The 12899-nt window shown below is 48.5% G+C and carries 9 protein-coding genes; all 9 read left to right on the plus strand.

Annotated features, from left to right (window positions below):
- Positions 1–195: 195 nt before the first annotated feature.
- The 9 genes from VGN67_RS00250 to VGN67_RS00290 all read left to right on the plus strand — a co-directional run bounded on the left by VGN67_RS00250 (position 196) and on the right by VGN67_RS00290 (position 12871).
- Positions 196–1494: a c-type cytochrome gene (locus VGN67_RS00250; protein WP_327484748.1), complete on the plus strand. Its 1299-nt coding sequence runs from the start codon at positions 196–198 to the stop codon at positions 1492–1494.
- Between the two features lie 47 nt (positions 1495–1541).
- Positions 1542–4679, plus strand: a complete 3138-nt coding sequence (locus tag VGN67_RS00255; protein ID WP_327484749.1) for a TAT-variant-translocated molybdopterin oxidoreductase — start codon at positions 1542–1544, stop codon at positions 4677–4679.
- 67 nt (positions 4680–4746) lie between these two features.
- Complete coding sequence (gene nrfD / locus VGN67_RS00260; RefSeq protein WP_327484750.1) at positions 4747–6174, plus strand: NrfD/PsrC family molybdoenzyme membrane anchor subunit; 1428 nt, start codon at positions 4747–4749, stop codon at positions 6172–6174.
- Positions 6175–6239: 65 nt separating this feature from the next.
- Positions 6240–6767 carry a DUF3341 domain-containing protein gene (locus VGN67_RS00265; RefSeq protein ID WP_327484751.1) on the plus strand — a complete coding sequence of 176 codons (528 nt, stop codon included), beginning with the start codon at positions 6240–6242 and terminating at the stop codon, positions 6765–6767.
- Between the two features lie 12 nt (positions 6768–6779).
- The gene (locus VGN67_RS00270; RefSeq protein ID WP_327484752.1) at positions 6780–7433 is read left to right on the plus strand and encodes a cytochrome c; all 654 of its coding nucleotides are present in this window, start codon (positions 6780–6782) and stop codon (positions 7431–7433) included.
- A 31-nt stretch (positions 7434–7464) separates the two neighbouring features.
- A complete protein-coding gene (locus VGN67_RS00275) occupies positions 7465–8808 on the plus strand; it encodes a quinol:cytochrome C oxidoreductase (protein ID WP_327484753.1) in 1344 nt (447 codons plus the stop codon).
- A gap of 23 nt (positions 8809–8831) precedes the next feature.
- Entirely contained in the window at positions 8832–9956 is a 1125-nt protein-coding gene (locus VGN67_RS00280; protein WP_327484754.1) for a cytochrome c oxidase subunit II, read from the plus strand.
- 31 nt (positions 9957–9987) lie between these two features.
- Complete coding sequence (locus tag VGN67_RS00285; protein ID WP_327484755.1) at positions 9988–11868, plus strand: cytochrome c oxidase subunit I; 1881 nt, start codon at positions 9988–9990, stop codon at positions 11866–11868.
- Positions 11843–12871 (plus strand): COX15/CtaA family protein, encoded by a 1029-nt coding sequence (locus VGN67_RS00290; protein WP_327484756.1) that lies wholly within the window; start codon positions 11843–11845, stop codon positions 12869–12871. Before VGN67_RS00285 ends, VGN67_RS00290 begins: the two co-directional genes overlap by 26 nt.
- Positions 12872–12899 lie beyond the last annotated feature (28 nt).

Here is a 12899-nt window from a genome sequence, read left to right on the forward strand (position 1 = left end):
GTAAGTCATTGAAAAGCAAACCGTCTTTGCATATTTAAAACTTCCTGGAATTTGGCGGTGCAGATTAGAAAAAGTATAAATAGGTGACCAATACAAAATATCAATAAAATACTTTTGTGGATAAAAAATCGTGCAGTAGATTTGTATGATGAAGAATCAATAGAATAGCTGATTATGAATAAACAATTAAAAAAAATGTCTCTTTTAGGCCCAAAAATATCAGTTAAAAGCTCTCTGTTAACCTTCCTGTTGGCCCTTCTGGTGGGTTTTGCGCAAGTCTCGGCTCAGGATACGGCGGCTACCGCCGCTGCTCCCGCTGCAGATGCCCCGGCAGCAGCTGGCGGTGGTGCATCAGGGGATGCTGCCAAGGGTGAAGCACTTTTCAAAAACAACTGTGCTGCCTGTCACAACGTAACCGCTGAGAAATCAGTAGGTCCGGGGTTGAAAGGCATCAACCAGCGTCGTGATTTTCCCTGGCTGGTAGACTGGATCCACAACTCACAGGCGGTTATTGCCACTGGGGACCCTTACGCCGTTAAGCTCTATAACGAGTACAACAAGGCGCAGATGACTCCGTTCCCTAACTTGTCCGAAGACGACATCAGGGGAATTCTTGCTTACGTTGACCAGGCCAACGCCGCGCCCGCCGCATCAGCGGCTCCGGCCGGTGGAGCCGGTGGCGGAGCCGCTACGGTGCAGTCGGGAGCTCCCTCGGATCTTTTCACCTTAGTACTTGTAGCGTTGCTGGTAGTAATGTTACTGGTATTGGGCGTTCTGCTGGTAATCGTAACTATTCTTTCCAAGGCGGTAAGTGGTACTACAGCCACACCGGAAGGCGATGGCGTTAGCTTCATGGACCGGTTGAAAGGCAACCTGACCAAAGTAGCCGGTAGCCCCGCTGTTCGTTCCGCTACCATCTGGGTATTTATTCTGCTGGTGGCAAAGGCTTCCATTGATGGTGCCTACAGCATAGGAATTCAGCAGGGCTATGCGCCCAAGCAGCCCATTGCTTTTTCACACAAGCTGCACGCGGGCCAGTACGAGATTAACTGTAACTACTGCCACACCGGCGTCAACCGGGGTAAGTCAGCTCATATTCCGGCGGCTAACATTTGTATGAATTGCCACGGGGTAATCAAAAACGAATCACCCGAAGTCCAGAAGATTTACGCCGCCATTGAAAACAACCAGCCTATTGAGTGGGTACGGGTTCACAATCTTCCTGATTTTGCTTACTTCAACCACTCACAGCACGTCAACGTAGCTGGTCTGGAATGTCAGCAGTGCCACGGTGAAATCCAGCAAATGGAGGTAGTGGAGCAGCGGTCTTCGCTGACCATGGGATGGTGTATTGATTGTCACCGGAAGACGGATGTAAATACCAAAGGCAACGCGTATTACGACAACCTGGTACAGCTCCACGCCAAGGAAAGCGACGGCGCCTTGAAAGTAGCGGATATTGGTGGTTTGGAATGTTCGAAGTGTCACTACTAATCACCCGAAAAAAGATCCGAATACATCTATTTTGTATTTAAAATAATATGAAAAATAATAAAAAAAGGTACTGGCGGGGTCTTGAAGAGTTGCGTAACGACGAAGACTTTGTTAAGAACGCCGATAGAGAATTTGCTGAGCTTACTCCCGGTGAGCAGGAACAATATGAAAGTATAGTCGACGGTACGGGTACTCATCGCCGCGACTTCCTTAAGGTACTAGGTTTTGGAATGGCAGCTGTTTCCCTGGCTGCCTGTGATGCTCCAGTTACCAAGGCAGTACCTTATCTTAATAAACCCGAAGGAGAATTCCCTACCCTGGATAACTGGTATGCTTCTACCTATGCGGAAGGAGCCGACTACTCCAGTATTCTGGTAAGAACCCGCGAAGGCCGTCCGGTCAAATTTGAGCCTAATACCTTGTCCAGCATAACGCGGGGTGTTAGTGCCCGGGTACAGTCGTCGCTGCTGGGGTTGTATGATGTCGAAAAGCTGAAAGGCCCCCAAAAAGGAGACGACACCAAAGTAAGCTGGGATGCCATAGATCGTGAAATTGTTTCTTTGCTGGGCCAGACAGCCGGAAGAAACGGGGGGATCCGGATTATTACTTCTACCCTTCTTAGCCCCTCTACCAGGGCAGTTATCGCAGACTTCACCGCTAAGTACCCTTCGACCCGTCATATTACCTATGATGCCAATTCTTTGTCGGCTGTCCGAAGAGCCAACCAGGAGTCGTTTGGACAGGCGGTATTTCCTTCTTATGATTTAACCAAAGCTAAAGTAATAGTTGGTATAGAGGCCGATTTCCTGGGTACCTGGGTTAATCCGGCCTTTTTTGATACCCAATACGCCGCAACGCGCAAGCTCAGCAGCGCCCCCAACGGTAAGAAAGACATGTCCCGTCACTACCAGTTCGAGGCCGATCTTTCGCTTACCGGATCCAATGCTGACTACCGCACAGCCGTAAAGCCTTCACAAATGGCTTTGGTTGTGACAGCCCTATATAACAGGGTGGCGGCAAGGCTAGGTGGCAAAACCATTACCGCTCCGGCCATAGAAGTGGCGAATCTTGACAAAGCGGCTACTGACCTGGTAGCGGCCCGGGGCAGTGCCGTAGTACTTTGCGGTTTGAACGATCCGGCGGCTCAGGTAGTAACCAACGCGCTTAACAGTCTCCTTGGTAGCTACGGTTCAACTATTGACCTGGGTACTCCTTTGAATGTATACCAGGGCGACGACCTGGCCATGAATGCTTTCATTGACGAAGTGAAAGGTGGCCGGGCAGGTGCCGTTATTTTCTATAATGCCAATCCTGTTTACGATCACCCACGTGGCGCTGAACTGGCCGAAGCACTTCCCAAGGTACCACTCAGTATTTCGCTGGCTGACCGGGCGGACGAAACTGCTTCTCTGGTAAAATATATCTGTCCGGCACCACACTACCTCGAGTCGTGGGGTGACGCTGAACCCAAAGCCGGGCACTTCAGCTTGATGCAGCCAACCATTAGCCGCATATATAATACGCGTCAGGGGCAGGAAAGTCTCCTTTTATGGGCAGGCCTTCCGGCTGACTACCACGAGTACCTCAAGACCTACTGGCGCAGAAGTATCTTCACCCAGGGTGGAACAGGTAGTTTTGACGATTTCTGGATTAAATCCCTGCACGACGGAGTTTTTGAACCACGTAAAGGAACAACTGTTTCCGCCGCCTCTTTTGGAGGAAATATAGATACTGCGGCTTCGGCCATTGCAAGAGCCGGAAGTGCTCAGCCATCTACCTCCGGACTTGAACTCGTTCTTTACCAAAAAGTAGGTATGGGTACAGGACGGTGGGCCAACAGTCCCTGGTTGCAGGAATTCCCGGATCCGGTAACTAAGGCTACCTGGGACAACTACGCGAAGGTTTCCAAAAAGACAGCCGCTGACTTGGGCGTTGACGAAGGAGATCTGGTACGGGTAGAGTCCAGAGGCTATGCCGTAGAACTGCCCGTATTGATACAACCCGGTCAGGCGCAGGGTACCGTGGCTATTGCCGTTGGGTATGGACGGGTAAAAGCAGGAAAGGCGGGTAACGGCGTAGGGGTAAATGTATATCCCATGGCCAGTTTTGTAGGCGGCCACTTGTCCTTCTATCCCGGCGCGGTCAATGTAGCCAAGGCGGGGGGCAATCGTGAGATAGCCAAAACCCAGACCCACGACACCGTAATGAGCCGTGAGTCGGTACTACAGGAAACTATCCTGAGTGCTTACCAGAAAGACAATATGGCGGGACGCTTTATTCCGGAAGTAGAAACTTCGGAAGGCCCCGTGCATGCACCTGATATATCTTTGTGGAACGGACACAAGTATCCGAACCACTCGTGGGGAATGGTCATTGACCTGAACTCATGTACCGGTTGTGGCTCCTGTGTAATTAGCTGTCAGGCTGAAAATAACGTACCCGTCGTAGGACGCCAGGAAGTAGTCCGGCGCCGTGAAATGCACTGGATACGGATTGACCGCTACTACAGCAGTGACGCTGATGGCGAAACGGGAAGCTTCAACGAGCAGGAAATTGCCTCCGAGAATCCGGCCGTAGTGTTCCAGCCTATGCTTTGCCAGCACTGTAGCAATGCTCCCTGCGAGACGGTATGTCCGGTGGCCGCTACTACGCACAGCCACGAAGGATTAAACCAGATGGCCTACAACCGTTGCGTAGGTACCCGTTACTGCGCCAATAACTGTCCGTACAAAGTACGCCGCTTCAACTGGTTCAAGTACTTTGACAACGACAATTTCGATTACCATTTTAACAATGACCTGGGTAAAATGGTAATCAACCCTGACGTTACGGTTCGTTCACGTGGGGTTATAGAAAAGTGTTCATTCTGCGTGCAGCGTATTCAGGCCGGAAAACTTACGGCTAAGAAAGAAAGAAGACGCCCGATTGATGGCGAAATCGTTACGGCTTGCGCCCAGTCGTGCCCGACGAGTGCCATTATATTCGGTGATTTGAGTGATCCGAACAGCCTTGTTAATCAGTTGACACAGGTAGAGAGAAAAGGACGTGGTTTCCATGTGATTGAAGAGATCAACACGCGGCCACAGATTACTTACCTGGTGAAGGTTAAAAACGTTGATGCAGATGCCTCGGCTAGTCGCGATGAAGAGGGTGAAGTAGTTACCCCGCATACCGTAGACACCTAGGCAGAAGCATAAGTGGTCCTTATTTATTGAACAACGAAAGTTTAAATCATTATAACTAATTAGTCATATGCATGTTACTTCACCCGTAAGACCACCGCTGGTTACTGGCGGCAAAACGTACGCCGATGTAACGGAAGACGTATGTCGTCACGTAGAAGGGAAGCCAACCAAAGAGTGGAAGATTGCCTTTATCGTATCCGTAATTGTTTTAATATACGGGACAGCCTGCGTTTTCTGGACCTGGTGGGAAGGTCTGGGCGTATGGGGCCTTAATAAAACCGTTGGCTGGGCCTGGGACATCACCAACTTCGTGTGGTGGGTAGGTATTGGTCACGCCGGTACGCTTATCTCAGCTATTCTCTTGCTTTTCCGCCAGAAGTGGAGAACGTCCATCAACCGTGCCGCCGAAGCGATGACTATCTTCGCGGTACTTTGTGCGGCTTCGTTTATCGTGATGCACATGGGACGTCCCTGGCTGGCTTACTGGGCGCTTCCGCTTCCCAATACCTTTGGCTCCTTGTGGGTAAACTTCAATTCACCACTGGTATGGGACGTATTCGCGATTAGTACTTATTTCTCGGTTTCGCTGGTGTTCTGGTACATTGGTCTTATTCCTGACCTGGCTACCATCCGTGACCGCGCTCAGAATAAAGTATCCCGCTTTATTTATGGTACGCTTTCCATGGGTTGGAATGGTTCAGCCAGAACCTGGGCCCGTTACGAATACATCAGCTTAATTCTGGCAGGTCTGTCAACTCCACTGGTACTTTCTGTACATACCATTGTAAGTATGGACTTTGCTACCTCGGTGATTCCGGGTTGGCACACGACTATCTTCCCTCCTTACTTTGTGGCAGGGGCTATTTTCTCCGGCTTTGCCATGGTGCAGAACCTGATGCTGATTACCCGGGTGGTGTACCGTCTGGAAGACTATATCACGATTGAGCACATTGAGTCAATGAACAAGATCATTACTTTGACAGGATCTATTGTAGGGGTAGCCTATCTGACCGAGTTCTTTATTGCCTGGTACTCGGGAGTAGAATACGAAAGCTATGCGTTCATTAACCGCGCTACCGGTCCTTATTGGTGGGCTTACTGGGCCATGATGACCTGTAACGTAATCTCTCCGCAGCTGTTCTGGTCTCGCAGTATCCGTCGTAGTGTAACCTGGACGTTCTTTATTTCGGTAATCGTAAACATCGGGATGTGGTTTGAGCGCTTCGTAATTATCGTAACCTCGCTGCACCGCGACTACCTGCCGTCGAGCTGGGCTATGTTTTCACCGACCATCTTTGATATCAGTGATTACATCTTCTCGTTTGGCTTATTCTTTACGCTGTTCCTATTGTTCTCCAAATACCTGCCGGTAGTTAACATGGCCGAAGTAAAAGCCGTCATTAAATCGTCGTCTGAGCGCTTGCCAAAGAACGTATCGGGAGTGGCCAAAGGCACACGGGTAACGAATCCATCATTTAATAAAGACGCTGAATAACACTTAAAGAGTCAGGTTCGACGGAAAAGACATCCAGCGGGCCTGACTTAAAATATAAACTTACTATGGCAGAGCTAACCGGAAAATATTTAGTAGGAGTATTTGATGATGACGACGTTATACTCCACGCAGTACCTCAGATCCGTAGAGCAGGCGTAAAAATACACGATGTATATTCCCCATTTCCCATTCACGGACTGGATGATGCGTTGGGCCTTCCCCGCACCCGCATTGGTATCGCTGCTTTTCTTTTTGGATTGACAGGTACTACCTGTGCCCTTACCATGATGACCTGGATGATGGGTATCGACTGGCCCATGAACATCGGTGGGAAAGACTATATTTCGCTACCCAACTTTATCCCGATTACCTTCGAGTTGACCGTACTCTTTACCGCATTCGGAATGGTGACTACTTTTTTCGTAACCAACGGATTAAGTCCTAACCCTACTCCTGTCATGTTTGACCCCCGCTCTACCGACAACAAGTTCGTGATGGCTATTGAACTGGGAAAGAACAAGATGAGCGAAGAAGACATCACAAAGGTACTGAGAGACTCAGGGGCCGGAGAAGTCAACATCAAACAATTCTAATACCGTTGAAAAATGAATTTCAAGAGAATAAATAAATACGTAGGAGCTCTGGCGGTACTAGCTATCGCCTGTTCAGGTTGCCAGCGCGATCCGAATGATACGGGTTGGGAATTTGCCCCTAATATGTACCGTCCGGTCGGGTATGAACCATTCAAGCAGGTAGAACAGAATCCGATTAATCCCATGGGGATGAACATGCGTGAACCGGTAGCCGGTACTGTAGCCCGCCAGCACTACACCAATGTAGGTGGCGAGGAGCTGGGCGGTGGTGATTCTACGGCTGCTGTAAACCAGAGTTCTCCGCTTGAACAAGGGCCTGATATTATGGTGTACAACGTCTCCAAGGATAGCCTCGAAACGGCATCACGCGTACTTCGTAATCCGGTTCCCCTCAATGAAAAAACACTGGCGGAAGGTAAAATACTTTACGAAAGATACTGTCAGCACTGCCACGGAGCCGAAGGAGAAGGTAATGGGCTGGTCGGAGAGGTTTACAAAGGGGTACCCAACTACAAAGCTGATGTTTATCAGACCATGACCGACGGGCATGTTTTCCATGTTATCACGCACGGTAAAGGTCGGATGTGGCCGCACAAGTCACAGGTAACGCCGGAGGAGCGCTGGGAGATAGTCCACTATGTCCAACAGCTAAAAAAAGGATCCTAAATTTTTGATAACTGAGTAATAACAATTTATAATGGCATCAGTACACGCGATTCCTTCCATAGAAGAACGATTTGAATTCACTTCCGGTGCAAAGCGGAATTTGCTGATCGGCGGAGCCATAGGTTTGGTTCTGATCCTGATCGGCGCCTTTTTATTAGCCAATGGAAGTGGACACGAAGCCGCTCACGGAGCAGAGCATGCTGCGGCGGGCGCAGAACACGGCGCTACGGCCGCGGAGCACGAAGCAGGTGCAGCGGGCGGTCACGGTGGTAGCAGCTGGATGACCCGGATCTGGGCTAATATATGGCTGAATGCGGTTTATTTTACCGGTATTTCAGTGATAGGTATGTTCTTTATGTCCTACAACTACCTGGCACAAGCGGGGTGGTCGGTCGTATTTAAGCGTATTCCCGAGTCGCTTCCTTCTTTCCTTCCGGTTACCGGAATAATCATGCTGATTACCTTTTTCCTGGGTGGCCATGACCTGTTTCACTGGACCCACGAAGAGTTGTATGACGCCAGTAACGAGGGATACGATGCTATCATTGATGGAAAGAGTGGCTTCCTGAATACACCTTTTTTCCTGATTCGTCTGGTACTTTACTTTGTTGGCTGGTACTTCCTGTGGCGGATTCTTAGAAATGCCTCGTTGGAAGAAGACCAGATTGGGGGCTTGTCCAACTACGACAAGTCAGTGAAATACGGTACTATATTTTTAGTATTTTTCGCAGTTACCTCTTCTACGTCAGCCTGGGATTTTTTGATGTCAATCGAAACACATTGGTTCAGCACCATGTTTGGCTGGTATACGTTGGCCAGCTGGCACGTGTCGGGCCTGGCAGTGATTACACTGATGGTAGTTACCCTACGGGAAAGAGGCTATTTGAAAGCAGTCAATCATAGTCATCTTCAGGACTTAGGCAAGTTCATGTTTGCTTTCAGTATTTTCTGGACATATGTGTGGTTTGCGCAGTTCCTGCTCATTTATTATGCCAACTTACCCGAAGAAACTATCCATTATAAAGAGCGTTTTAGTGGCTACGGAGGGATTTACAGAGCACCCTTTATTATTAATCTGGTGCTAAACTTTTTCTTTCCCTTCCTCGTTCTAATGACAAGGGATTCGAAGCGTACGCATAACATTTTGAAGCTGGCCTGCTGGAGTATTTTAATAGGTCACTACTTTGATTTCTACAATAATATAATGCCGGGTACAGTAGGTGCTAACGGAGGTTTTGGTCCCGTAGAATTTGGATTTATCCTAGTATTCGCCTGTGCTTTCATCTGGTTTGTTTCTGCTCAGCTAGCCAAAGCTAACCTGATTCCAAAGAACCATCCCATGCTGGAAGAGTCATTGCATCATGATATTGCATAATTAGTACAACCTGTATAATTCTTATGGTTTATATAATTGGATTTCTTACCCTCGTCTTTCTGGTACTCACCATTATGGTGATTGCACGATTGCAAAATGTCCTGAAGGGCGTTAAGTCGGACGATAAAACCGATGGTACCCCTCCGGGCAACCGTCTTAATGCCAACCTGTTCATCCTGTTTACTATCCTTAGTATATTGGGGGTGATATTTACCTATGTATCCGCCAAGGCAGACTTCCTGCCCGAGGCATCTTCAATTCATGGACGGCGGGTCGATGACCTGTTCTGGTTTTCCATGGGGGTGTTGGCAATCCCGTTCCTGATTGTCAATTTCTTGTTGTTTTTCTTCTCCTATAAGTACCAGTACAAGCCGGGCCGTAAAGCGACTTTCTATCCCGAAAACCATAGGCTTGAAATTATCTGGACGGCTATTCCGGCGGTGGTAATGGCCCTGCTGGTATTTACCGGCTGGAGGGCCTGGTCAGATATTACATCAGACGCTCCCAGTGACTCCGAAGTAATAGAGATTGTAGGAAAGCAGTTTAACTGGATAGTCCGGTATGGTGGTGTGGAGAATAACCAATTAGGTAACTACAACTATAAGTTGATTGATGCGCAGAATGAAATTGGGATCGACTTAACGGATGAAAACTCGCTGGATGATTTTACCAATAATACTGAAATTCATATTCCAGTTGGCAGGCCAGTACTCCTGAAAATCCGGGCCCGCGATGTACTGCACAGCGTATTTATCCCCCACATGCGGGTAAAGATGGATGCGGTACCGGGTATGCCTACCAGATTCTGGTTTGTGGCCGATAAAACTACCAATGAAATTCGGGCGGAGTTAGGAGATCCAGACTTTGATTACGAACTGGCTTGTACGGAGATCTGTGGACGTGGTCACTTTGCCATGCGGATGCGTGTAATTGTAGAAGATGAAGCTTCTTACCGGAAATGGGTGTCGGAGCAGAAGACATTTTTGCAGACCTATCCTGCCTATCTAGCCAAAGTACCCGATAATTTGAAAGCCAAGGCTATGAAGTACCTGCCAGCTGAGCCAACAGCCGCTCCTGCTGATAGTACTACCGCGCAGGCACCTGACGCCGCCGCTGCTGCTCCCGGAGCAAGTGCGTCATTACGTTAATTAGTAGAATATAAAATTAATAGCAGAAGATATGTCATCATTAGAGACAGGAATTGATATCGTAAAAGTGCACGATGATGAACACGAGCACCACGAGCAGAACTTCTGGCGGAAGTATGTTTTCTCAGAAGATCATAAAGTAATTGCCAAGCAGTACCTGATTACGGGTATCATGTGGGCCTTTATCGGAATTGCCATGTCGGTAATATTCCGGTTGCAGTTGGGTTTTCCGGGCATTGATATTTCATGGCTTCGCCCCGTTTTAGGTCAGTGGATTGACGAAACCGGAAAGCTGGATCCTAATTTTTACCTGGCGCTGGTCACCATGCACGGTACCATCATGGTATTCTTTGTGTTGACGGCCGGGTTGAGTGGTACGTTCAGTAACTTCCTGATCCCCCTCCAGATTGGTGCCCGTGATATGGCCTCAGGTTTCCTGAACATGCTTTCGTACTGGTTCTTCTTCACGGCAAGTGTAATCATGTTCTCGTCTCTGTTTTTACAAACCGGACCGGCATCGGGTGGTTGGGTAATCTACCCTCCGCTTAACGCACTTCCCCAGGCTAGTATAGGTTCTCAGGGCGGTATGACCCTGTGGTTGATTAGTATGTCGCTGTTTATTGTATCTCAGCTGTTAGGAGGTATTAACTACATTACGACAGTAATTAACCTTCGTACCCGTGGTATGTCCTTTAACCGTCTGCCTTTGACGATTTGGGCGTTCCTTATCACCGCTATATTGGGTCTGATATCGTTCCCGGTATTGTTCTCGGCGGCTCTGCTTCTGATTTTTGACCGTCAGTTTGGTACCAGCTTCTATTTGTCAGAGATTTATATCAACGGTGAAGCACTGCCTAACGTAGGTGGTAGCCCAATTTTGTTCCAGCACTTGTTCTGGTTCCTGGGCCACCCTGAGGTATACATAGTACTTCTTCCTGCCCTGGGTATTACTTCCGAGATTATTGCTACCAACGCCCGTAAGCCAATCTTTGGTTACCGGGCTATGATCGCCTCTCTGATTGGAATTGCATTCCTGTCCTTTATTGTGTGGGCACACCACATGTTCGTAACAGGTATGAACCCTTTCCTGGGGTCAGTATTTATGTTCCTGACGCTGATCATTGCGGTGCCTTCGGCGGTTAAGGCCTTCAACTATACAACTACCTTATGGCGTGGTAATATCGTGTTCACACCTGCCATGCTCTTTTCCATTGGTCTGGTGTCCCTGTTCGTAACGGGTGGACTAACGGGTATTATTTTAGGAAACAGTGCGCTGGATATTCAACTGCACGATACTTATTTCGTAGTTGCTCACTTCCACATTGTAATGGGTGCGGCCTCGGCCTTCGGTCTTTTTGCCGGAGTATACCACTGGTTCCCCAAGATGTTCGGAAGGATGATGAACAATGCTCTGGGGCAAATACATTTCTGGTTAACTTTTGTCGGGGTGTACCTGGTGTTTTTCCCCATGCACTACACGGGTATAGCGGGTTTCCCCCGTCGCTACTATTCTTTTACTAGCTATGAGTTTACCAAGAGCTTTACCGACCTGAATGCGTTTATCACCATTGCCGCGATATTAACATTCCTGGCTCAGTGGATATTTTTATGGAACTTCTTTTATAGCATCTTTAAAGGAAGAAAGGCTCCTCAAAACCCCTGGCGTTCCAATACCCTGGAATGGACGGCCCCAATTCATCCCGGCCATGGTAACTGGGTAGGTGATATTCCGGCAGTATATCGCTGGCCTTACGATTACAGTAAGCCTGGTGCTCCGGAAGATTTTATTCCCCAAACAGTACCTTATTCTCAAACTCCTGAATCTAACCTTCCCCACGAAAATGAGGAGATAGCTATGGAGAAAGAGATAGAGGCACAGAACTACAATGACCAGTTCAAAAACGCTCACTGAGCGTAGAAATACAAATAGCTTGTTCCGGCGCTTAGCCCTGCTAACGGTTGCGATCGTCTACCTGCTGATTATGGTAGGAGGCGTAGTAAGAAGTACCGGAGCGGGCATGGGCTGCCCCGACTGGCCTACATGTTTTGGTAGCTGGGTTCCTCCGACGGAGGAGTCCCAGCTACCATTAAACTATAAGGAGCTTTACGGTGCCAAACTGAAAGGAGAAGTTGAGTTTAACGCCGTAAAAACCTGGACCGAATACGTAAACCGCCTGCTGGGAGTGTTTACCGGTTTCATGATTTTTGGTACTCTCTTAGCTTCGATCTCTTTTTTACGTACCGACAAAGTAGTTTTCTATCTGAGTCTGGTCGCATTTCTTCTGGTTGGATTTCAGGGATGGCTGGGTGCCAAGGTTGTATCCAGTGAGCTCCTGCCGGCCATGATAACACTCCACATGCTGCTGGCGATCATCCTTGTTTTTGTGCTACTGTACGTCCTGGCCCGTTCTTACGCAGGTACTTTACAGATAGAAGCTTTAAAGAACAAAGCCAGGGTGAACCAGCTACTTTTGGTAGTACTTTTGCTGTCGGTGGCGCAGGTGCTGATAGGTACCCAGGTACGCGAAGCCATGGATGTAGTAATTGACAGCCTGGGCTACTCGGCCCGAAATGAATGGATCGGGTCCTTAGGAATTACCTACTATATTCACCGCTCCTTCTCCCTGCTGGTACTGGTCACTAACGGGCTGCTGGTGTACTGGATCCAAAAGGATTCGCTGGGCCGGGGGCCGCTTGCCCTGTTGAGCCGGTTTACGCTGCTGATTATAGGGTTAGAAATAGTGACTGGAATAGCAATGGCTTACTGGGGAGTACCCGCTTTTGCCCAGCCTCTGCACCTGACGTTTGCCATTGCTATGCTGGGAGCGCAATTTGTACTTTACCTGTTTATAAATGCTGAAAAAGTATTCAGAATCAGTCAGGAAGCTGAACTTAAAGTAGTACAAATAGATTAATAAAGTATACCTTCTTTATCGGAAAATT

Source organism: Telluribacter sp., assembly GCF_035998675.1.
In the GTDB taxonomy this organism is placed as follows: Bacteria; Bacteroidota; Bacteroidia; order Cytophagales; family Spirosomataceae; genus Telluribacter.